Below are 21,560 nucleotides of genomic sequence, written 5' to 3'. Positions count from 1 at the left end.
GGATCACTCCGGCGCCCGCAGCCATTCCCGATTCAGCGTGTCGCTGTCCCCCAGATAGTCGAGCATCCAGTTCAGCGCCGGTGAGGCATCACTCTGCTGCCAGGTCAGACAGCAGGCGGCATCCGGGAACGGATTCTCCAGCGCCAGCGCGGTCCACACGCCGCGATCTACCCATGGTCGGGCGAAATGGCTCGGCACCATGCCGACGCAGAGGCCCGCCGACAGACAGGTGGCCGACGATTCCCAGTCGGGGACCACCACCCTCTTCTGGTTATCCAGCAGCCAGGTTGTTCGTTTGGGCAGTGAACGTGACGTATCCTCCCGCACCAGCGACGGCCAGTTACGCAGGACATCATCGCTCAGGGGTCCCTCCATCTTCGCCAGCGGGTGATCGCTCGCCACCACGCAGTCCCAGCTCAGCATCCCCATATCGCGAAACGCATAGCGGCCCCCGACCGGAATAGATCGCGTTGCGCCAATCGCCAGTTCTACACGGCCGTCGGCCAGCGCATCCCATACGCCGTTGAACACTTCCTGGAAAACGATGAGCTCGACGTCGGGAAAATGGCGATAGAAATCGACGATCATCTGGCGCATCCGCGCCGGTTTCACAATATCATCCACCGCGATCGACAGCTGCCCGCGCCAGCCGTTGGCGATTTGCTGGCACTGCTGGCGGGTGATCTGCATTTTTTTGATAACAGAGCGCCCTTCCTGTAAGAACCAGACCCCTGCGGGCGTCAGCTCCACATCACGATGGCGGCGCTCAAACAAGGGAACGGCCAGCCACTCTTCAAGCTGACGCACGGTATAGCTGATGGCGGAGGGCACCCGGTGCAGCTCCTGCGCGGCCGCGCTGAAGCTGCCGTTGCGGGCTACGGCATCAACCACTTCCAGAGAGTATTCAGACCACATTTTCTGCCTGCAAAATTTTTGAATGCATGTGACAAATATTAGCGTTTCACAAGCCACAATGCACTCCCTACACTCTGCGGCATCGTACCTGTACTCCAAAAATGAGAACGTTATGTCACAACCTGGGAAAGGATTTTTAGTCTGGCTGGCCGGCCTGAGCGTGCTGGGCTTTCTGGCCACCGATATGTACCTGCCGGCGTTTGCCGCCATGCAGCAGGATCTCAATACCTCCGCTGCCTCCATCAGCGCCAGCCTGAGCCTGTTCCTCGCCGGCTTCGCGCTGGGGCAGCTGTTCTGGGGGCCGCTGTCGGACCGCTATGGGCGCAAACCGGTGCTGTTGAGCGGCCTGGCAATTTTCGCGGCCGGCTGTCTGGGGATGCTGTGGGTGCACAACGCTACCCTGATGCTGGCGCTGCGCTTTTTGCAGGCGATTGGCGTCTGTGCCGCGGCCGTTACCTGGCAGGCGATGGTCACCGATTACTATCCTGCCCAGCGCACGAACCGCATCTTCGCCACCATTATGCCGCTGGTAGGACTGTCGCCAGCGCTGGCCCCGCTGCTGGGTAGCTGGCTACTGGTGCACTTCGAGTGGCAAGCCATCTTCGCAACCCTGTTTGCCATCACTCTGCTGCTGATGCTGCCTGCCCTGCGCCTGAAGGCAGCCGCAAAGTCGGTAGCAGTGACGCAGCAGAAGATCACCTTTCTCGCGCTGCTGCGCTCCCGGGAATACAGCGGCAACGTCCTGATCTACGCCGCCTGCTCCGCCAGCTTCTTCGCCTGGCTTACCGGTTCACCTTTTATCCTGCACGAAATGGGCTATGGCCCAACCGCTATCGGCCTGAGCTATATCCCACAGACCATCGCCTTTCTGGTGGGCGGCTATGGTTGTCGCGCGCTGCTGCAAAAATGGTCAGGACAACAGATGCTGCCGTGGCTGCTGGTGGTCTTCGCCGTCAGCGTTGCCGCCACCTGGCTGGTCGGCCTGCAAACGCATGCCTCGCTGGTGGCGTTAATGATCCCGTTCTGCATGATGGCGGTGGTCAACGGCGGGATCTATCCCATTGTGGTCGCCCAGGCGCTGAAACCCTTCCCGCAGGCAACGGGCCGCGCGGCGGCGCTGCAGAATACGCTGCAGCTGGGATTGTGCTTCCTGACCAGTTTGCTGGTATCGGCGCTGATCGCCACGCCGCTGCTGACCACCACCAGCGTGATGCTGGTCTCGATTGGCTTAGCCGGAATCGGCTATCGCCTGCAGCAAACGCCGGAGCTGACCCCCCACTCTTCCCACGCGTAACGCCCATCGCCGTTGCCCGGACCAGTCGTTAGCATGCTAAGAAAATTTTATTGAAAGCCAGTACTTAGCGTCCTATACTGGATCCGGGTTCACATAAATAGAAAATAGTTAAATATTAACGGATGCAGGATGCCTCCGTTTCACCATGGAAGGCCTTTCGGCAAGGGTTATCTCCCTTCCTCTGTTCTACGTCGGATAGCGACTTCACGGATTATCCGTGAGATTTCTCACAAAGCCAAAAAAGCGTCTACGCTGTTTTAAGGTTCTGATCACTTGGGCGTGATGGAGAAGCTATGAGTTCATCGTGTATAGAAGAAGTAAGTGTACCAAATGATGACTGGTACCGGATTGCAGCTGAATTATTGGGCCGTGCGGGAATAGAAATCAATGGCTCCGCGCCGTCAGACCTGCGAATTAAAAACCCTCTTTTCTTTAAACGTGTCCTGCAGGAGGGGTCGCTGGGGTTAGGCGAAAGCTATATGGACGGCTGGTGGGACTGCGAGCGTCTGGATATATTCTTCCACAAAGTGCTTCGCGCCGGACTGGAAAAACAGCTCCCTCACCATTTCAAAGATACACTCCGCATCGCAGGCGCTCGCCTGTTCAATCTGCAAAGTAAAAAACGCGCCTGGATTGTTGGCAAAGAGCATTACGATCTCGGCAACGATCTCTTCAGCCGAATGCTTGACCCCTACATGCAGTATTCCTGCGGATACTGGAAAGAGGCGCAAACCCTCGAAGCGGCGCAGCAGGCTAAACTGGACCTCATCTGTCGTAAGCTGGAGCTTGAGCCGGGGATGCGGGTACTGGATATCGGCTGTGGATGGGGCGGGCTCGCCGAGTATATGGCGCGAAATTACCAGGTCAGCGTTGTCGGCGTGACCATCTCCGCCGAGCAGCAAAAGATGGCCCAGGCGCGCTGCGCTGATCTTGACGTGGAGATTCGGCTCCAGGACTATCGCGATCTGCACGACAGCTTTGACCGTATCGTCTCCGTCGGTATGTTCGAGCACGTGGGACCGAAAAATTACGCCACCTACTTTGAGGTCGCGGATCGTAATTTGAAACCCAACGGCCGTTTCTTACTGCACACCATCGGTTCCAAAGTCACCGACCATAACGTCGACCCGTGGATCGATAAATATATCTTCCCCAACGGCTGTCTGCCGTCGGTTCGGCAGATCGCCGATGCCAGCGAGAAGCACTTTGTGATGGAAGACTGGCATAACTTCGGCGCCGATTATGACACCACCCTGATGGCCTGGTATGAGCGTTTTCTCGCCAGCTGGCCGGAAATTGCCGATAACTATTCTGAACGTTTCAAACGGATGTTCAGCTATTATCTGAACGCCTGCGCCGGCGCCTTCCGCGCCCGTGACATTCAGCTCTGGCAGGTAGTGTTCTCGCGCGGCATTGAACATGGGCTACGCATCGCCCGCTAACAAAATCTCCCCCGCTCACCGGCGGGGGATTTTTTTCAGGCTTCATTCACCTTAGACGCAACGTCTTTCGCGGCCAGCACGCGTTCAACCGTATCGACAACCGCCTGAGTTTGCGGGTCAATCTCAATATTGACGCGGTCACCCAGCTTTTTCGCGCCCAGCGTGGTCCGCTGCAGCGTTTCCGGGATAAGATGCACGCAGAAGCGGGTTGCCGTCACCTCGCCCACCGTCAGGCTAATGCCATCAATACCGATGAAACCTTTATAAAGGATATATTTCATCAGCGTCGGATCCTGCACTTTAAACCAGATCTGACGGTTATTTTCGGAAGTGAGGATCTTCACGATTTCCGCGGTGGTCATAATATGGCCGGACATCAGATGCCCGCCGATTTCATCACTGAATTTCGCCGCCCGCTCGACGTTCACTTCATCCCCGATCTGAATATCGCCGAGGTTGGTAATCCGCAGCGTCTCTTTCATCAGATCGAAGCTGATGTGCGCGCCGTTTATTTCGGTCACCGTCAGGCAACAGCCGTTATTGGCTACCGAGGCGCCGGTTTCCAGCCCCTCCAGCATATGCGCCGGTAGCTCCACCACATGGGTGCGAAAATTGGGTTTATCATCAATGGATACCACTTTCGCGGTTCCCTGAACAATACCAGTAAACATGTTAGGCTCCTGTTGAAAATCATGACGGTATCATTACCGTTTTCGCTATCGGGAACAATAACAGGAGGGCAAAGCGGTTGCCAGCGCGCTTCGTGCCTCGACTCTTTTTTCACTGGCTTAATGGCTAATCCTCGCTACAATAGACTGGAAATTCCTCATTTTTATCCCCTTGCTGCCAGTTACGGCGGCTTTTTTAGTCTCAAAATAACAACAAAATAAAGGTGTTCACGTGCAGAAGTATTTCGTTGAAGCGCGTCAGTTATTAGCTCTGGCTATACCCGTCATCCTTGCGCAGGTGGCGCAGACAGCGATGGGTTTTGTCGATACCGTGATGGCGGGTGGCTACAGCGCCACGGATATGGCCGCCGTGGCCATCGGGACCTCCATCTGGCTGCCGGCGATCCTCTTTGGCCACGGGCTGCTGCTGGCGCTGACCCCGGTGGTGGCGCAGCTTAACGGCTCCGGACGGCGGGATCGCATCGCACAGCAGGTGCGTCAGGGCTTCTGGCTGGCCGGCTTTGTCTCGGTGCTGATTATGGTCGTGCTGTGGAACGCCGGCTATATCATCAGCTCCATGCATAATATCGACCCGCTGTTGGCTGAGAAGGCGGTTGGCTATCTGCGCGCGCTGCTGTGGGGCGCGCCGGGCTATCTGTTCTTCCAGGTTGCCCGTAATCAGTGTGAAGGGCTGGCGAAAACCAAACCCGGGATGGTCATGGGCTTTATCGGCTTACTGGTCAACATTCCGGTGAACTATATCTTTATCTATGGTCATTTCGGCATGCCCGAGCTGGGCGGTGTCGGCTGCGGGGTAGCGACTGCTTCGGTTTACTGGGTGATGTTCGCCAGCATGCTGTGGTGGGTGCGTCGGGCGCGTTCGATGCGGGATATCCGCTGCGCCGAGCACTTCAGCCGCCCCGATTTCGCCGTCCTGTTACGGCTGGTGCAGCTGGGGCTGCCCATTGCTCTGGCGCTGTTCTTTGAAGTCACGCTGTTTGCCGTCGTCGCGCTGCTGGTCTCCCCGCTGGGGATCATTGACGTCGCCGGTCACCAGATCGCGCTTAACTTCAGCTCATTGATGTTCGTTCTGCCGCTATCGCTGGCGGCGGCGGTCACCATTCGCGTCGGCTTCCGTCTCGGACAAGGTTCAACGATCGATGCCCAGGTTTCGGCCCGCACCGGCGTGGGCGTGGGCGTCTGTCTGGCGGTATTTACCGCTATCTTTACCGTGCTGATGCGTGAACAGATTGCCCTGCTGTATAACGATAATCCCGAGGTGGTGCTGCTGGCCTCACACCTGATGCTGCTGGCGGCTATCTATCAGATCTCCGACTCCATCCAGGTGATCGGCAGCGGCATTCTGCGCGGCTATAAAGATACCCGGTCTATCTTTTTTATTACCTTTACCGCGTACTGGGTGCTGGGTTTGCCGAGCGGCTATCTGCTGGCGTTGACCGATATGGTTGTGCCACGCATGGGGCCCGCCGGTTTCTGGTGTGGATTTATCATCGGCCTGACCTCCGCCGCCATCATGATGATGCTGCGGATGCGTTTTCTACAGCGCCAGCCCTCCAGCATCATCTTACAGCGCGCCGCGCGCTAGTCCCTGCAAAGCCCGCCCCTCCGGCGGGCTTTTTCGTTCTCCGGCATTGCGACCACGTTGTACATTCCGTTACTCCCCGACACCAAAGACTCACTGATGGCACTCCCCGAGACGCATATAGTGTGGTCAACAGCCCCGCAGTGGGGTTACTCAAGAAACCAATTCGAGGATTTCAGAATGAAAAAAGTATTAGCTCTGGTTGTTGCCGCTGCTATGGGTCTGTCATCAGTTGCTTTCGCTTCCGATGCCGCAAGCGCCACCCCGGCCGCAGCTGCCAGCCATACCACCGTTCACCATAAGAAACATCACAAAGCGGCCGCGAAACCGGCAGCCGAGCAGAAAGCCCAGGCGGCGAAGAAACACCACAAAGCCGCTGCAAAACCGGCTGCTGAGCAAAAAGCCCAGGCGGCGAAGAAACACCATAAAGCCGCTGCGAAACCGGCAGTAGCGCAGAAAGCCCAGGCGGCGAAGAAACACCATAAAGCCGCTGCGAAACCGGCAGTCGCGCAGAAAGCCCAGGCGGCGAAGAAACACCATAAAGCCGCTGCGAAACCGGCAGTCGCGCAGAAAGCGCAGGCTGCAAAGAAACATCATAAAGCGGCACACCACGCAGCTAAACCGGCGGTTAAACCGGCGGCATAATGGTCAGGGCGTTAAGGTGATAAACCGGCGCTGAACAGCGCCGGTTTTTTTTCAGGAGGACATCATGCTGCAACGCTATCGCTTCGAATTGCTGCTGTTACTGCTCATCGTCTGCGCGCTGTTTACCCTGCGCTTGATGTTTAAATAGCGGGCTGCTGAACCCATTTACGGGCCGGCGGCGTATAGTCGCGAAAACCGGCGATAATCTCGTCTGCCGAGGTAGCAAACGGCAGCATCTCCGCGTAGCGCGGGTGCATAAATCCTTCCCGTACCATGTTGTCGACCATCGCCTGAAGCGGATCGTAATAACCCTTGATATTCAGGAACGCGCACGGTTTCTCATGGATCCCCAGTTGCGCCCAGGTCCATTGTTCGAAAATCTCTTCGAGCGTCCCCGCCCCGCCCGGCAGGGCAATAAAGCCATCCGCCAGCGCCGCCATTTTGGTTTTCCGCTCGTGCATATCCTCGACCACATGCAGCTCCGTCAAGCCGCGGTGGGCAATTTCCCGCTCCACCAGGCCGCGCGGCATCACGCCGATCACCACACCACCGGCCTCCAGCGCCGCATCGGCGACCGCCCCCATCAGACCGACTTTGCCGCCGCCATAGACAAGCGCCAGCCCCTGCTGCGCCAGCGTACGTCCGACCAGACGGGCGGTGTCGAGATACAGCGGATGTTCGCCAGCTGAAGAACCGCAAAAAATACCAATCGATTTCATCTTCGTTATGACTCCTTCTCTTCTGGTGGCCGATAATTTAACACAACGGCAACCCTACCGCGCAGAGTTAGACGGGCAGAAAAAAGCGAGTCATGACGCTCGCTGGCGAAGAAATATCCTTGTGGTTCAGTAAAATATATCCGGAATGGGTAAAAGTTCCGCAATCGCATGCAATGTGCAAGAAAAGTGACGTTTACCTCTTGCCACATCCTCTCCCTGCCGCTAATATGCGTCCCCGTTGTCACCACAACATTGCGTTCGTAGCTCAGTTGGTTAGAGCACCACCTTGACATGGTGGGGGTCGTTGGTTCGAGTCCAATCGAACGCACCATAATGCGTTTATAGCTCAGTTGGTTAGAGCACCACCTTGACATGGTGGGGGTCGTTGGTTCGAGTCCAATTAAACGCACCATAATGCGTCTGTAGCTCAGTTGGTTAGAGCACCACCTTGACATGGTGGGGGTCGATGGTTCGAGTCCATTCAGACGCACCAATCAGTTATCCTTCTGTAATTTCTGTGTTTTATCACCTGCCCCCCGATGGTATTGCTGACTTAAAATGTTGTGTATTGGCAAAGATTTTTCCTTGCATATTCCACACTCGTGCAGGGGAAGCCAACCCTTTTAAGTACATTTTTGAGCACATCGAAATGGCGCTTTAAGCCACAAACGGTGGGGAATGTGTCATTGCAACAAGGCATTTTTTCCCGGCGGAAAACATTTCAGGCTTTAAAACTCCGGGCACTGACGTGACAGAATACTGCAGACAAAACAAAGGTGACGACTATGCCATTAACCGACACGGCCATTCGTAATGGCGGCTACTCCCCCAAATGACTCGCTGACCGATATGGATGGCCACTCCCTGTCTGTCAGCAAATCAGGAAGCAAAAATGGCAATTTCACTACTATCATAACGGAAAACAATGCAGCATAAGTTTCGGCCTCTAACCTGAAATTTCACTCAGTGTGGCCCGAATTTTACGTCATGAAGCCCGTTCACAAATTGCACAGGGTTTCGTTCCTCAGATTCAGACAAAATTAACGCTGGCAAAACGACACTTCAAGTATTTGAAAGGGCACCCATCACACTCATATTTTTACTCCACAGTCATGAGCATCAAAAATCGATCAACAGACCACGCCGTTTAATTTTTAATGATAATCATTCCATTCATCATAAATATATGCATATGAAAATCGATATATCAGATACCCCACCAGGAATTCCACAACTGAAAGTAAACCCCAGAGAAATTTATATTCATTTACTGAGAAAAAAAAAGACCAGCCAGCCAGCGCGATACCTGAAGTACCTAATCCCATACCTGCTCCCCTGATAACACGGGAAAGTATGATGAGTAATGTTCGTTTTATCTTCATAATCCACCAAAGAAATATTCCGTACTGAAAACTATTCCCTGGCGTAAAAAAGCGAGCGCGCGGTACAGCAGGGATGAAACCCTGCCATAGTAGAATAAAGAAAGTCCAGCCCCAACCGGGCCAGACTAACTTTTTAAGATTAACGCCCGAATTACATTGAGAATTTACATATAAAAGACCTGAGCCATTGATGATGTCATAATATGGCGGGCGGTTCGCACATATCCAGAATAAGCGGCGAAAACGCACCATGAAATACATTGCTTTTCTGATTTACATCAGTAAGCGCCGCCTGACCGTTATGTCGTATAACCCGCTAATATTATCCAGACGATACTGACAGGGATAATATTCCCCGGCCATAAAGCGCAGCGGCAGCTTGCGCACCTACCGTCTGACAGACAAGACCCGCATATTGTCTTCAGACACGGCGAAGACTGGCCTGCGCCATCGCCAGGGCATCTTCCCCTGCCGGCAGCCGCGAAGGGGCATCAGGATCGTGCACCATTCGCCAGACGGCCTGAGCCACATCCGTCGTCTGCGTCACGCTGGCGTTATCCTGCATGCTGTCGAAGATCTGCTGGCCGAGCGCCGCATAGCTCTCCGGGAGCTGGCCCATCGTTCGACGAGCGTTTTCCCCGAAGCGGGTCTGGGGAGCGCGTCCCGGCAGGATCAACCCGACGCGAATATTAAAAGCACGAAGCTCCAGCGCCAGCGACTCCGTGAAGGCATTCACCGCCGCCTTACTCGCGGTGTATACCGCCAGCAGGGGCATCGGTTGCAGGGTGACCGCCGAGGTAATATTAACGATCGTCCCGCTTCGGCGCGCTCTGAACCGGGGGATCACCGCCTGGGTCATGGCAATCGTTCCCAGGGTATTGGTGGCAAACAGGTCTGCTATCGCCTCGCGCGACGCGCCCTCCAGGGCATTAAGCATCCCCACCCCGGCGTTGTTAACCAGCACATCAATCTCTCCGGCTTCGGCAATGGCCTCTGCGATACTCTGCGCCGAAGTGACGTCAAGACGCACCAGCCGCAGACGGTCGCTGGCGGGCAACACACCTTCCTGCGGAGCGCGCATCGTGGCAATAACCTTCCAGCCTTGCTCGAGAAAATAACGCGCCGTCTCCAGGCCAAAACCCGATGAACAGCCGGTGATCATTATCGTTTGCATATCTCTGTCTCCGAATGGCTTCTTCCTTTTGATCATAGACAGGCCGTGTCGGACGATATAGGGTCAATAATCCATCATTCTTTAGCAGGAGTCCGGAAATGAGCGATCCGTTGGCGGAGGTTATTGCCATGCTAAATCTCAGAGCGGTGCTGACCAAAACCGTTGAGGGGGCGGGAGACTGGCGAGTGATACGCTCGGACCAGGGGTTGTCATTTTATGGCGTCGTGCTGGAAGGCGGCTGTCGGCTGGAAATAGACCAGCATGAGCCGCAGATCCTGCGCGCCGGGGATTTTATTCTGATCCCGGCGGCGTACCGCTTCGCGCTAACCAGCCTGACCCCGCCCCCTTCACCGGCGCTGGAGACCATCCCGGTGCAACTGGCGGAGGGACACTTTCGGCTTGGAGCCCTCGACAAGCCTGCGCAGATGCAGGCGCTGATTGGCCACTGCGCTTCCGGTTCAACGAACGCCAGCCTGCTGGCCTCGCTGTTGCCAGCCTTTGTGGTGGTCCGCAATCAACCGCGGCTGGCCACCTTTGTCGGGCTGCTGAAAGAGGAAGCGAAGGCGGATCGCGCGGGCAAATCTTTCGTTCTGGCGCGGATGGTTGAGCTACTTTTTATCGAGGCCATCCGTTCCTCCGGCACGCTCGCCACCCCCGGTCTGATGCGCGGGCTGAGCGACCCGCGGGTCGCCCAGGCAATCCGCCTGCTGCATCAGGCCCCCGCCAGACGCTGGACGGTCAACGCCCTGGCCGCCGACTGCGCGCTGTCTCGCTCGACGTTATTTGAACGCTTTACCGACCTGACCGGGATGACCCCGATGGGCTATCTGTTAGGCTGGCGAATGACCCTGGCCATGCAGTGGCTGAGCGAGACGGGCATCAGCATTGCGGATATCGCCGAGCGCATCGGCTATGGCTCGGCCAGCGCGTTCAGCGTAGCCTTTACCCGCTATACCGGGATATCGCCGGGGAAATATGCCCGCCAGCGGGCGACGCAGCCTCCCCCCGGGCCAGCCCTGACTTAACCGGCTGCAATCTCCGTCTGCAGCCAGCGCTCAAACACCTGCAGCGCCAGCTCTCCCTCCCCGCCACCGGGTTTGATCAGACAAAAGCGCTTGGCCAGCGTCGGGGAGCCCGGCCACGGAGCGACCAGCGTCCCGGCGCGCAGCTCGCTTTCCACATACATCTTCGGCACCAGCGCCACCCCCTGCTGACTCAGTACCGCGGCGATGGCCATCTCATGCAGATCGTAGCGCGGCCCCTGCGCCGGATTATCCAGCGCCAGCCCGCATTCCCGGGCATAGAGCAGCCAGGCGTCAGGGTTCTGCCGCCGGTGAATGCGCGGCAATCGGTTCAGTTGCCCGGGGAGATCGTCATTCGTCAGCAGCGCCGCATGACAGACCGGCAGCAGATACTCCTCGAACAAAAAGGTCACATCCATGCCAGTCCACGCCGGGTGATCAAAATGGATGGCGGCATCAAAACCGCTGCCCGGGAGGATGAAGGGATCGCTGCGGGCGGCAATATTGACCACGATATGCGGATGCTGCGCTGCAAAGCGTCCAAGCCGGGGAATTAACCAGCGGCTGGCAAAGGTGGGGAGCACGGCGATCTCCAGACTATGTCCATCGGAGGGCATCCCGCTGACGTCGTGGGTGTCCCGCTCCAGACGGGCGAGGATCTCGCGGACCTGGCGGGCATAGCGGGCGCCAGCCGGATTGAGCCGCACCCGGCTCCCCGTCCTGTCGAAGAGTTTACTGTCGAGGAGCGCTTCCAGACGGGCAATCTGCCGGCTGATGGCCCCTTCCGTTAACGCGAGTTCCGCCGCCGCGCGGGCAAAGTTGCCGTGACGGGCAGCGGCCTCAAAAGCCAGTAGCGCAGCGCTGCTGGGGATTTTACGACGCATAGCCAATGCTCCTTGTGCAGGCTCACCGAAAGTCAGTGACAGAATATCACTGACCATTGAATTAACATCGTTTTTCAGCGCCATTTTTAGCCGATAGGATGATGAAAAGTCACTAAAGCGCTTTGCGCGCTCAATCATCTGTCCATCGAGGTCACTATGCTCTATGTCGTCGAATGCGCCTACACCGATCCCCAAAGCGAAACAGCGTGGAATACCTTTTACAATCAGGAAAAACTGCCGGCGCTGGTCTCTGTGCCCGGTTTTTACGCCTCTCAGCGCTTCCGCGCCCTCAACGAGGAGTGCCCCCGCTACCTGGCGCTGCACGATATCCACGATGCTACCGTCATCGACAGCGACGCCTACCGCCGCAACGGTGGCGGCCATTTTGCCCGCTGGCAATCGGCGATCACCGACTGGCACCGCCACCTCTATGTTGCAGATAGCGGCGTGCGGGAGGTCCGGTCTGATGAGGTGCTCCTGCTGAGCGATACGCCTCAGACGCTACCCATCTCCCCGGCAATCGTCCTGCTGCCTGGCGGCCTGGCGACGCAACAAACCCGGTATGCCGCCATTGTCCCGCGTGACGATCTGCATCACCTGGCCACGGCTGCCGCCGTCTTTATCTATCAGCCCATCACCGCCCGGTTACGTAACCCGGCGCAACGCGCATGAGGTCACCATGACACCAGCTCCTTTTTATACGTTGACCGCAGGCGATCTGACGGTGACCGCCGTCAGTGATGGTCAGATGTCGGCGCCACTGTCCTTACTCTCGGGTATCACGCCTGAGGAGGCGGAGCGCCTGCAGCGGAACGCCGGGTTAGCCTCACCGGAGGCCATTGCGATCGGCGCCTACCTTATCCGCGGACGCGGGCACACCGTACTGGTGGATACCGGCACCGGGGGAGTCAATGGCGTCGGCGGTGCGCTTATCGCCACTCTGGCGCTGCTCGGCGTACGCCCTGAGGAGATTGACACCATCCTCCTCACCCACGCGCACCCGGATCACATCGGCGGGTTGCTGACGGCAACCGGCGCCCCGGCGTATCCCAACGCCACGGTGTTCCTGCCTTCGCGGGAACGCGCTTACTGGCTGGCGGCATCCACACTGGACAACGCCAGCGATCGCGGCCGGCGCAACGTGCTGCTCGTCCACCGCGTACTGGCAATCTGCGCGGCGCAAATTCGCGAAGTTGATGGTGAGGAGACGGTCGCCGGGATCCACCCGTGCCCTCTGCCCGGCCATACGCCCGGCCATACCGGGTATCGTCTCGAGGCGGGCGATACCTCGCTGCTGATCTGGGGGGATATTGTCCATTTCCCGACCATTCAGACCACCCGGCCGTCGGTGTCGGTCGCCTTCGACGTCGATTCTGAACAGGCCCGACAAACCCGGGAATGTCTGCTGCGCCAGGCCGCCAGCGAACAATGGCTGATCGCCGGCATGCATCTTGGTCTGCCCGGCTTTGCCAGGGTGGTGGAGACGCCTTCTGGTTATCTGTTGCAGTCGGTGTAAAGGTCGCAGAGGTAAGCCCTGCTTGTCCGCAGGAACAAGCAGGGCTTTATGTCAGGGGGTTGGGCAGGCCGCTAACTGCGGCTTTTCCAGGCTTTTTTGCTTTTGCAGCTGGCTTTGGTGGCGACCCACGGGTGGCGTAGCTGAGTCAACTGAAGATCCTGGGAGGCCGGGCTGGCCGACCAGCGTTTGTTACACAGAGGCTTACGAGTTGCAATGACCATAAAACGCTCCTGAAAAGTAATGAACAATTCCCTGGGTAGTTCCATAAGTTCAGAATCAGCTTATCATCGCGTAACGGAAGTTATTTCAATCTTTGTTTTACTATGTAAATGGTTAAAGCCTCCTGAAATGAGCAAAATTGATCTAGATCAATATAAGTGCATTTAGTTTTTCCTGACACCTATATATTCAACCGCTTACCAGCGGCTGACGTTTGTTTAAGACTTTTCCTATACCATACAATCCTGTAGAGCAATAATCATTTATCAGATTTTTATTCTACTTATGTATACAAACATGGTTATTTGTTTTGATTATTCTAACAAATAAAATTCACTTGGTCAGTCAGCAGCAGGCAGGTACTCTGCACCGGCAATAACTGGATTTGTCAGGGAGTGGTGGATGACTAAGGGCTATAAACTGCTTGGCTATAAGTTAGCAGATAATATTTTCTACTGCCTGCATCATCGGGAAATTATCGCGCTGCGAGGGACGCGAACGCAAGTTCAGCTACGCAGTACCATGGCCTGTTTACTGGAATATCTGTTGGCGCATGGCAGAGAACGGGTGGTCAGCGATGAAGAGTTGATGATTAACGTCTGGGAAAAAAATAACCTTCGCCCGTCTGCGCAGCGATTATGGCAGGTTATTCAGACGTTAAAATCCCGTCTTAGCCAGGCAGGCGTTGAAAGCGCATTAATTATTCGGGTCAAGTGCGCAGGGTATTATATTAACAATGCTGTCGTAGCCGAAATTTACTCATTCAAACCACCGGGCATGATGAATTATATTAATGCCTCGCCTGCTGATATGAATAAACTTCTGGTACGCAGCTAATCCCCTCTCCGCGCCGTTTACATCGCTTGTAACAGGGTTTATCCGTTGAATATTTTAATTCACAGCAATAATCTTTTTTTTAATATCGGCCTCGCCCAGTGTTTCAGAGATATTCAGGAGACCCTGCCCGGGCTGAACATTATTCATTCGCTGCCACTCAGCCATTTTCCCGATCCGGCTGGGCTGGATGTGATTATTTTATCGCTGGAAAACTTTCACGATTATCAGGCCGCCGCTGAATTAGCCCTGCGTTATCAGAGTCTGGTGGTCGGCTTTACCTCGGCCGGCAACGTGAGGCGCGGACGCGCCTTTTTCGCGGATACCCTCCTGTGGGTTAGCCAGCGGGAAAGCGTTCCGGAGGTTGGCCGCCTTTTGCGCAGGCTGGCCGATCGTCGCTGGCCTCTGGTGCCGCGTCATCAGCGTCAGAGTACCTCTTCCCGTCAGCGAGCGCCCCTCAACCTTCTGGAAAGGCGGATAATCGCCGCCACCATGAAGGGACAGTCGGTGAATCAACTGGCGGCCACGTTGGGGATCAATCGCAAGCGAGTCTATAACGGACTGGAACGGATTAAGGTTAATTTTCACCTGGTCAGCCATGCTCATTTTCATCATTTTATGATCTCCGGGCCAACGTTTAACCCGCTCTCACCCGACCTTGCCAGTTATACGCCAGGGGCAAAGCCTGCCCGACAGCGGCAGGCTGCGTTGCACGCGGCGAAAAATCATTCATATTATTTGAATAATATTCGCAAATTGTTTTGATTTTAGCCTGCAACATTCAAGCGTATTCTTTACCACATCAGGGCGAAAAGCCCTTTATCAGACACCAGATTAAGGAATACGACCATGAAATCCATCAAAACTTTCGTTGCAGTTGCGGCACTGTCTCTGTTCTCTTCTGTCAGCTTCGCCCAGAGCGTCAGCGCTACCGCCTCGACCCTGGACCGGGCTGAAGCAAAAATCGCCGCCCAGGCCGCGGAACAGGGTGCATCCTATAAAATCACCAGCGCCCAGTTTAATAATCGCGTCCACATGACGGCTGAACTGAGCAAATAAGCCTTTTAGCCGTTAGCGATAAATACAGCGCCGTTTTTAACGGCGCTGTATTTTTTTCCGCCTTTCCCTTTTCAGCGTTTTGCCGACAGGCATGCTGTGGCGCTCGCTCCATTCCCGACCAATACTGACTGTATCCTCCAGAAAAGAGAGCCTGATGATGAAAGCCTGGACAGTCAAAAAACCCGGTTCGCTTGAGAACCTGCTGCTTGTCGATCTTGCTGACCCCGGGGCGCCCGCTGCAGGAGAGATCCGGGTGGCGCTGCACGCCACCTCGCTGAACTACCATGATTTGCTGGTCGCAACGGGGGTAATTCCCACCGCCGATCGGCGGATCCTGATGGCGGATGGCGCCGGCGTGGTGGAAGCGGTTGGCGCCGGAGTGAACGAATTTCAGCCGGGTGACCGGGTGGTCGCTGGCTTTTTCCCGCAGTGGCTGGATGGCCGCCCCGGTCCGCTGGTGAGCGACTTCAGTCAGACCCCGGGCGATGGCGCGGAGGGGTTCGCCTGCCAGTATGTCGTCAGGCCGGCCAGCCATTTTACCCATGCGCCTGAGGGGTGGAGTTTCAGGGAGGCGGCAACCATCACCACCTCCGGTCTTACCGCCTGGCGTGCGCTGGTCGTCGAAGGACGGTTAAAAGCAGGCGATACGGTGCTGACGCTTGGTACCGGCGGCGTGTCGATAACCGCCCTGCAGCTGGCGAAAAGTATGGGCGCGCAGGTGATCGTCACCTCGTCGTCAGATGAAAAACTCGCCCGCGCTCGCGCCCTGGGGGCCGATCATCTCATCAATTACCGCACCACCCCGGCATGGGGCGCCGCGGTGCAGGATATCACCGGCCATCGCGGGGCCGATCTCATTCTGGAGCTGGGCGGTCCGGGCACCCTGGGGCAGTCGTTCGAGGCGGTCAGTGTTGGCGGACACATCGCCCTGATCGGCGTCCTGACCGGCTTCGAGGGCCATGTCCCCACCCATCTGCTGATGAGTAAACAGGCCCGACTGCAGGGGCTGGTGGTAGGTAATAGACGGCAACAACAGGACTACGTCAACGCCCTGAACCTGCAGGCGTCGCGGCCGGTTATCGATAAAGTGTTTGATTTTACAGCCTTACCGGATGCCTTTCGCTATCTGCAAAGCGGCGCCCATTTTGGCAAAATTTGCGTGGAGTGGTGAGGGGATGAACAGGGCCTCCGTGCCCTGAGAACGGCTTTATTCGAAGAAGACGTCCGGATTTTCCGACAGCGAAACAAAGGATTTCGTGTTTTTATCCAGCGCCTGAATGTCGCCGCTTTCAATGTCGTAGAACCAGCCGTGCAGGCGCAGGGTATGGTCGCGCAGACCGACCGCCACCGACGGATGGGTTTTGATGTTGTTCAACTGAGCGATGACGTTTTCCTGCACCATGCCGTTGACCTTATCGGTTTCGCTGGCCCAGGTTTTCTTTTCCACCACTGCTTTCGCGGCATCAGCATAGCGCAGCCAGTGGGACACCGCCGGCATCGGCTCAAGGCACTGGCAAGTGGCGATCGCTTTCATCGCGCCGCAGTTGGAGTGGCCGCAGATCACGATATCCGTCACGCCCAGCGCAACGACGGCATATTCGATGGTAGCAGAAACGCCACCTGGCTCCGGCCCGAAAGACGGCACGATATTCCCGGCGTTACGAATGACAAAGAGCTGTCCCGGCTCCTGCTGGGTTACCAGTTCAGGCACCAGACGGCTGTCTGAACAGGAGATGAAAAGCGCTTTGGGATTCTGGCTGGAGGCCAGGCTACGGAAGAGCTCTTTACGCTGGGGGAAGATCTCTTTCTGGAAGTTGAGGAAGCCCTCAATGATATGTTGCATAGCAGTGTCTCTTCTCTGTAGTTATTACGGTATGACAAAGATCACAGTTATTCAGTTTACCATTGATGACAAGAATGGGAATCGTTATTCAAACAGTTGCGCAGAAAACGCGCGCCGCCACCGCCCGCGCCGCCCTGCCTTATCCACACCTTTTTGACGTGATTTCCTGAACCAGTTTGCTACTCTGTCTACCCCAACCGTTCACAGGTTACCGACCGCCTGCCGGCGGCGGACATCACAGGAGTCGCTATGTTCTTATCCAGCCTGATGGCCATTGCCGCGGTGCTGATCATGGGCGTGATCAGTCCCGGCCCAAGCTTTATCTTTGTCGCGCGCAATGCCGTCGCTCGCTCGCGCGTGCACGGTCTGGTGACCGCCCTCGGTACTGGCGCCGGCGCCGCCATTTTTTCCATTATGGCGATGCTGGGCCTGCAGAAGGTGCTCACCGCGGTGCCGGAACTGTTTATTGGGCTGAAGGTGGCGGGCGGGATCTATCTGCTGTGGCTTGGTTATAAAATTTTCCGCGGGTCGGCGCAGCCGATGGACTTTTCCGCCAGCGGCATGGCTGGCAACCATTCGCTGCTGAAGACCTTCCGCGATGGGCTGTATACCCAGCTGAGCAATCCCAAAACCGCGCTGGTGTTCGCCTCAATTTTTACCGCTCTGCTGCCAGCGCAGATCCCCACCGCGTTTTACTACATCGTGCCGCTGATGAGCTTTCTGATTGACGTCAGCTGGTATTCGCTGGTGGCGCTGGTGCTGTCTGCCGATCGCCCGCGGCGCGTCTACCTGCGGCTGAAGCGGCGGATCGACATCGCCACCGCGACGGTGCTGGGGGCGCTGGGCCTGCGGCTTATCGCCACCTCCCTCACCCGCTAACGGGTTACACGGTATGGATGCGAATATCGTGCTGCTGAAAGGCAACGCGATATTCGCGACTGATGTTCTCTTCCACCACCAGCACATCGATATCGCTGCTCGCGGCCACCACAAACCGTGCCACTGCCGGAATTTTATCCGAGGTCAGGCCGACGATAATTTCGCTGCACTGCTTAATCACCGCTTTCTTGAACTCGCAGTCGGCGTAGTCAAAACCGGTCAGGCCCGACTCTGGCGCCATGGCGCAGCCGCCGATAAAACCCTGATCGAATAACATGCCCTGCACCTGAGCCACCGCCGCGGCGCCGACGCACCCGCCGCTCGCCCGCTGCACCTGGCCGCCGAGGATCACCACGTCATACAACGGTTTTTTCACCAGTACCGCGGCGATCTCCGGGGAGTTCGTTACCACCGTCAGCGCCAGCTCAGCGGGTAGCGCCTCGGCCATCGCCAGATTGGTGGTCCCGGTATCGACGAAAATCGTGCCGCCGGGCTTCACCAGCCTGGCACACTGTTGCGCGATCCTGACTTTTGTTGCTCGATTTTTATCTTTCCGTTCACTGTAGTCCCCGGCCTCCGGCAGGCTCAGCACCGCCCCGCCATACACCTTTTTACAGAACCCCTCGCGACTGAGCTCATGCAGATCGCGGCGGATGGTGTGCTCCGACACCTGAAGCCGCGCCGCCAGCTCCGCGCACACCACTCTGCCGTTTTCCTGCAGGATCTGGCAAATCAACGCTTGTCGCTGTTGGGGAAAAGCAGCATAATCGAGCACGATGACTCCTTAAATTATCAAAAACGAGCAACAGCAAGCATGATCGTCTGCGCTGCTTTGATTGTCAATGTTCCTGCCCGGAGGTTTACCATGAAAATTGCCCATTTCGCCCTGTGGACCCAACAGCTCGACGTCCAGGCCCGCTTCTGGGTGGAGTTCTTTGCCGCCAGCATCAATGAAAAATACCTCAGCCAGACCAACCCCGGCTTTGCCTCCTATTTTGTCACCATCGAGGACGAGGTGGTGATCGAGCTGATGACCAAGCCTGGCCTGCAGCCGGCCAGCGCGGATAATAACCATACCGGCTGGGCGCATCTGGCCCTCTCGGTGGGCGGGGCGGAACAGGTCGATGCCCTCGCCCAACGCGCCGAGGATGCGGGGATACTGGTTTCGCCGCCGCGTACCACCGGCGACGGCTATTATGAGGCGGTGATCGCCGATCCCGATGGCAACCTGATTGAAATCGTCGCATAGTCAGCAGACCGCCAGTATTCAGGAGGCATTCATGGCACGTTACCGAATTATCGACACCGCGACCTGGCCCCGCCGGGACCATTTCACCTTTTACCGACAATTTGCCAACCCCAGCTTTAACCTCTGTGTCCCGATAGCGGCGCAGCGCCTGTACGAATGTGCGAAGGACCGTCGGGTCTCGTTTTTTCAGCTCGCGCTCTATGCGCTACTGCGCGCGGCAAACGGAGTACCGCAGCTACGGCAGCGCGTGCGCAATGATGAGGTGATTGAATATGACAGCCTGGCGGTAATGACGCCGGTGATGACCGTCGAGGAAGGATTCCGCCAGGTATGGTGCGACAACGCCCCCGAGTTCACCACCTTCAGCGATGCGGCAACGCCGAAGATCGTCGCGGCAAGAGAGACAACGCCGGCGCCGCTCATCGTCGATGGCGAGCATTTTATCTGCGCCAGTTGTCTGCCGTGGCTCCACTTCACCTCGATGACCCATGCGGAATATGCCGTAGGCGCGGCGGTGCCCGCGCTTACCTGGGGGAAACTACAGAACGGCGTGATCCCGGTGGCCGGGCGGTTTAACCATGCCTTCGTCGACGGTCTCCACGCCAGCCGCTTTTTTGCTCTCGTGGAAGAGGGATTTAGCGACCCCGAGCGGCTCTGGCAACCGTTAACCGAGACCGCACCCTCACTGCTCGCCCCTGCGGCAAAGAAACGCTGAGGTCCTCGCCACGCTCACCGCCTGACAGCCTTCCTTCGGTCCGGCGGTCGCTTTCCTCTCCTGTTGCCTTTGCAACAGCCGGCGCAAAACGGCGCTGCATTTGCAGCAGTCCGCTCCATCAGCTGACATAGCCAACCCGCTTCCTATCACGACTGCGCCTTCCTCTCTCGCTGGCACGTGTTTTGCTTACCCACACATATAACCCACAGGCATTATGAATTATTTATTTATCTAATTTTTGCATAAGCTATTCACTGAATAAGAGAGAAGATGATGTCAGCCAGTTCACCCGCACAGCCTTACACCCAGTCCACGCCGCAGGCGCATATTATTGCCAGCGATGCGGAAGCCCTCGCCATCGCCCATGAGATCGCCGCCGTGCTCAAACCCGGCGCCGCCGAGCGCGACCGGACGGGCATTGTCCCGGCGGAGATCGTCAACACCTATTCCAACAGCGGACTGTGGGGCATCACGGTGCCGCGCCGCTTTGGCGGCGCCGAGGTCTCGGCCGCGACCCTCGCGCAGGTTATCGCCATTCTCTCTGCAGCGGATCCGTCGTTAGGCCAGATACCCCAGAACCACTACTGCCTGCTGGAGGATATTCGTCTGCAGGGTAGCGACGACCAGCAGGCGTTCTTTTTCGCCCAGGTATTACAGGGCTATCGCTTCGCCAATGCCCTGTCGGAAACCGGGGGGAAAACGGTCCTTGATATTCGTACCCGTATCGAGGAAGGCGCAGACGGTCTGCGGATCAATGGCCGTAAAGGCTACTGCACCGGCTCGCTGTACGCCCACTGGATTGGCATTCTGGCGCTGGACGCCGACGACCGCGCCCAGCTCGCTTTCGTCCCCCAGAACAGCCCGGGGCTGACGGTGGTCAACGACTGGGCGTGCCTCGGTCAGCGCACCACCGCCAGCGGCACCGTGCTGGCCGATAATCTTCCGGTTAATCCTTTCCACCTTTTCCCAACCTGGAAGTCCTACGCCAGCCCGACCCTTGCCGGCCCGTTCGCCCAGCTGACCACCGCGGCGATAGACGCCGGGATCGCCCGCGCGGCGCTGGACGATACCGTGGCGTTCGTACGCCACAGCGCCCGGCCGTGGATCGACGCCGGTGTGGCGCAGGCGAGCGACGATCCGCTGACTATCTACCATATCGGTCAACTGGACAGCCGCCTTGCCGCAGCCGACGCGCTGCTGGAGCGGGCGGGACGGGTGCTCGACCGCTATAAAAATGACCTCAGCGAGGAGCATGTCGCCGAGGCGTCGCTGGCCGTCGCCCGCGCCAAAATCTGGACCACCGAAGTGGCGCTGGAGGCCGCCAGCCGCCTGTTCGAGCTGGGGGGCACTCGCGCCACCGGTGAGTCGCTCAACCTCGACCGCCACTGGCGCAATGCCCGGGTGCACACCCTGCACGACCCGGTTCGCTGGAAGTATCAGCTGCTTGGCAACTGGGTGCTGAACGGCATTCGCCCGCAACGACATGACTGGAACTGAT

Annotated in this window: 24 protein-coding genes and 3 tRNA genes; 18 read left to right on the top strand and 9 right to left on the bottom strand. The window is 57.3% G+C overall.

Annotated elements, in window-relative coordinates; all coding sequences use genetic code 11:
* Nucleotides 1–3: 3 nt before the first annotated feature.
* The gene (punR, locus tag CW267_RS00480) at nt 4–915 is read right to left on the bottom strand and encodes a DNA-binding transcriptional activator PunR (RefSeq protein ID WP_012541515.1); all 912 of its coding nucleotides are present in this window, start codon (nt 913–915) and stop codon (nt 4–6) included.
* Between the two features lie 112 nt (nt 916–1,027).
* Here punR and punC point away from each other — a divergent pair, with 112 nt between their 5' ends.
* Together punC and cfa are read left to right on the top strand one after the other, a co-directional pair.
* A complete protein-coding gene (gene punC / locus CW267_RS00475) occupies nt 1,028–2,209 on the top strand; it encodes a purine nucleoside transporter PunC (RefSeq protein WP_012541514.1) in 1,182 nt (393 codons plus the stop codon).
* A 293-nt stretch (nt 2,210–2,502) separates the two neighbouring features.
* Nucleotides 2,503–3,651: a cyclopropane fatty acyl phospholipid synthase gene (gene cfa, locus CW267_RS00470; RefSeq protein ID WP_008804616.1), complete on the top strand. Its 1,149-nt coding sequence runs from the start codon at nt 2,503–2,505 to the stop codon at nt 3,649–3,651.
* 35 nt (nt 3,652–3,686) lie between these two features.
* Here cfa and CW267_RS00465 read toward each other — a convergent pair whose 3' ends face one another.
* The gene (locus CW267_RS00465) at nt 3,687–4,322 is read right to left on the bottom strand and encodes a riboflavin synthase (protein WP_012541513.1); all 636 of its coding nucleotides are present in this window, start codon (nt 4,320–4,322) and stop codon (nt 3,687–3,689) included.
* A 229-nt stretch (nt 4,323–4,551) separates the two neighbouring features.
* On the opposite strand from CW267_RS00465, the gene mdtK reads away from it, so the two are divergent.
* Together mdtK and asr are read left to right on the top strand one after the other, a co-directional pair.
* On the top strand, nt 4,552–5,925 hold the full coding sequence (mdtK, locus tag CW267_RS00460; protein WP_016161206.1) for an MdtK family multidrug efflux MATE transporter: 1,374 nt from the start codon (nt 4,552–4,554) through the stop codon (nt 5,923–5,925).
* 177 nt (nt 5,926–6,102) lie between these two features.
* Entirely contained in the window at nt 6,103–6,567 is a 465-nt protein-coding gene (asr, locus tag CW267_RS00455) for an acid resistance repetitive basic protein Asr (protein WP_100780912.1), read from the top strand.
* Nucleotides 6,568–6,707: 140 nt separating this feature from the next.
* On the opposite strand, the gene CW267_RS00450 is transcribed toward asr, so the two are convergent.
* Nucleotides 6,708–7,286, bottom strand: coding sequence for a TIGR00730 family Rossman fold protein (locus CW267_RS00450; RefSeq protein ID WP_008804612.1), 579 nt, complete (start codon nt 7,284–7,286; stop codon nt 6,708–6,710).
* A 254-nt stretch (nt 7,287–7,540) separates the two neighbouring features.
* Here CW267_RS00450 and CW267_RS00445 point away from each other — a divergent pair.
* The 3 genes from CW267_RS00445 (at nt 7,541) to CW267_RS00435 (ending at nt 7,779) form a co-directional block, all read left to right on the top strand.
* Nucleotides 7,541–7,617, top strand: a tRNA-Val gene (locus tag CW267_RS00445).
* A gap of 4 nt (nt 7,618–7,621) precedes the next feature.
* A tRNA-Val gene (locus tag CW267_RS00440) sits at nt 7,622–7,698 on the top strand.
* A gap of 4 nt (nt 7,699–7,702) precedes the next feature.
* Nucleotides 7,703–7,779, top strand: a tRNA-Val gene (locus CW267_RS00435).
* Between the two features lie 661 nt (nt 7,780–8,440).
* Here CW267_RS00435 and CW267_RS31155 read toward each other — a convergent pair.
* Nucleotides 8,441–8,920: a hypothetical protein gene (locus CW267_RS31155; protein ID WP_133124732.1), complete on the bottom strand. Its 480-nt coding sequence runs from the start codon at nt 8,918–8,920 to the stop codon at nt 8,441–8,443.
* Between the two features lie 169 nt (nt 8,921–9,089).
* On the bottom strand, nt 9,090–9,842 hold the full coding sequence (locus CW267_RS00425) for an SDR family oxidoreductase (protein ID WP_016161208.1): 753 nt from the start codon (nt 9,840–9,842) through the stop codon (nt 9,090–9,092).
* Between the two features lie 98 nt (nt 9,843–9,940).
* On the opposite strand from CW267_RS00425, the gene CW267_RS00420 reads away from it, so the two are divergent.
* Nucleotides 9,941–10,867 carry an AraC family transcriptional regulator gene (locus tag CW267_RS00420; protein WP_032754554.1) on the top strand — a complete coding sequence of 309 codons (927 nt, stop codon included), beginning with the start codon at nt 9,941–9,943 and terminating at the stop codon, nt 10,865–10,867.
* On the opposite strand, the gene CW267_RS00415 is transcribed toward CW267_RS00420, so the two are convergent.
* Complete coding sequence (locus tag CW267_RS00415) at nt 10,864–11,748, bottom strand: LysR substrate-binding domain-containing protein (protein WP_032700936.1); 885 nt, start codon at nt 11,746–11,748, stop codon at nt 10,864–10,866. The two genes, CW267_RS00420 and CW267_RS00415, sit on opposite strands and share 4 nt — an antisense overlap.
* Nucleotides 11,749–11,904: 156 nt before the next feature.
* Between CW267_RS00415 and CW267_RS00410 the strand changes: the two genes are divergently transcribed.
* Together CW267_RS00410 and CW267_RS00405 are read left to right on the top strand one after the other, a co-directional pair.
* Nucleotides 11,905–12,420 carry a hypothetical protein gene (locus tag CW267_RS00410; protein ID WP_023340262.1) on the top strand — a complete coding sequence of 172 codons (516 nt, stop codon included), beginning with the start codon at nt 11,905–11,907 and terminating at the stop codon, nt 12,418–12,420.
* A gap of 7 nt (nt 12,421–12,427) precedes the next feature.
* The gene (locus CW267_RS00405) at nt 12,428–13,264 is read left to right on the top strand and encodes an MBL fold metallo-hydrolase (RefSeq protein WP_100780913.1); all 837 of its coding nucleotides are present in this window, start codon (nt 12,428–12,430) and stop codon (nt 13,262–13,264) included.
* A 71-nt stretch (nt 13,265–13,335) separates the two neighbouring features.
* Here CW267_RS00405 and CW267_RS30235 read toward each other — a convergent pair whose 3' ends face one another.
* A complete protein-coding gene (locus CW267_RS30235) occupies nt 13,336–13,485 on the bottom strand; it encodes a hypothetical protein (protein WP_012541503.1) in 150 nt (49 codons plus the stop codon).
* A 400-nt stretch (nt 13,486–13,885) separates the two neighbouring features.
* Between CW267_RS30235 and CW267_RS00400 the strand changes: the two genes are divergently transcribed.
* The 4 genes from CW267_RS00400 (at nt 13,886) to CW267_RS00385 (ending at nt 16,547) form a co-directional block, all read left to right on the top strand.
* Nucleotides 13,886–14,320 carry a winged helix-turn-helix domain-containing protein gene (locus tag CW267_RS00400; RefSeq protein ID WP_012968028.1) on the top strand — a complete coding sequence of 145 codons (435 nt, stop codon included), beginning with the start codon at nt 13,886–13,888 and terminating at the stop codon, nt 14,318–14,320.
* 45 nt (nt 14,321–14,365) lie between these two features.
* Entirely contained in the window at nt 14,366–15,082 is a 717-nt protein-coding gene (locus tag CW267_RS00395) for a hypothetical protein (RefSeq protein ID WP_100780914.1), read from the top strand.
* 84 nt (nt 15,083–15,166) lie between these two features.
* On the top strand, nt 15,167–15,376 hold the full coding sequence (locus CW267_RS00390) for a YdgH/BhsA/McbA-like domain containing protein (RefSeq protein WP_004202908.1): 210 nt from the start codon (nt 15,167–15,169) through the stop codon (nt 15,374–15,376).
* Nucleotides 15,377–15,530: 154 nt separating this feature from the next.
* Nucleotides 15,531–16,547, top strand: coding sequence for a zinc-dependent alcohol dehydrogenase family protein (locus CW267_RS00385; RefSeq protein WP_206053234.1), 1,017 nt, complete (start codon nt 15,531–15,533; stop codon nt 16,545–16,547).
* A 36-nt stretch (nt 16,548–16,583) separates the two neighbouring features.
* Here the strand turns inward: CW267_RS00385 and CW267_RS00380 are convergent, their stop codons facing one another.
* Nucleotides 16,584–17,219: a carbonic anhydrase gene (locus tag CW267_RS00380; RefSeq protein ID WP_008804599.1), complete on the bottom strand. Its 636-nt coding sequence runs from the start codon at nt 17,217–17,219 to the stop codon at nt 16,584–16,586.
* A gap of 249 nt (nt 17,220–17,468) precedes the next feature.
* On the opposite strand from CW267_RS00380, the gene CW267_RS00375 reads away from it, so the two are divergent.
* On the top strand, nt 17,469–18,098 hold the full coding sequence (locus tag CW267_RS00375; RefSeq protein ID WP_023322746.1) for a LysE family translocator: 630 nt from the start codon (nt 17,469–17,471) through the stop codon (nt 18,096–18,098).
* Nucleotides 18,099–18,102: 4 nt separating this feature from the next.
* Here the strand turns inward: CW267_RS00375 and CW267_RS00370 are convergent, their stop codons facing one another.
* Entirely contained in the window at nt 18,103–18,873 is a 771-nt protein-coding gene (locus CW267_RS00370) for a DeoR/GlpR family DNA-binding transcription regulator (protein ID WP_016161215.1), read from the bottom strand.
* 90 nt (nt 18,874–18,963) lie between these two features.
* Between CW267_RS00370 and CW267_RS00365 the strand changes: the two genes are divergently transcribed.
* The 3 genes from CW267_RS00365 to CW267_RS00355 all read left to right on the top strand — a co-directional run bounded on the left by CW267_RS00365 (nt 18,964) and on the right by CW267_RS00355 (nt 21,559).
* Complete coding sequence (locus CW267_RS00365; RefSeq protein ID WP_022065487.1) at nt 18,964–19,347, top strand: VOC family protein; 384 nt, start codon at nt 18,964–18,966, stop codon at nt 19,345–19,347.
* A gap of 31 nt (nt 19,348–19,378) precedes the next feature.
* Complete coding sequence (locus CW267_RS00360; RefSeq protein ID WP_012541497.1) at nt 19,379–20,062, top strand: CatA-like O-acetyltransferase, family 1; 684 nt, start codon at nt 19,379–19,381, stop codon at nt 20,060–20,062.
* A gap of 270 nt (nt 20,063–20,332) precedes the next feature.
* On the top strand, nt 20,333–21,559 hold the full coding sequence (locus CW267_RS00355; protein WP_008804594.1) for an SfnB family sulfur acquisition oxidoreductase: 1,227 nt from the start codon (nt 20,333–20,335) through the stop codon (nt 21,557–21,559).
* Nucleotide 21,560: the final 1 nt, after the last annotated feature.

Source organism: Klebsiella sp. X1-16S-Nf21, assembly GCF_002837615.1.
In the GTDB taxonomy this organism is placed as follows: Bacteria; Pseudomonadota; Gammaproteobacteria; order Enterobacterales; family Enterobacteriaceae; genus Klebsiella; species Klebsiella variicola.
The sequence above is the reverse complement of the archived record's forward strand: the minus strand, read 5'-3'. Positions and strand labels throughout refer to the sequence as shown.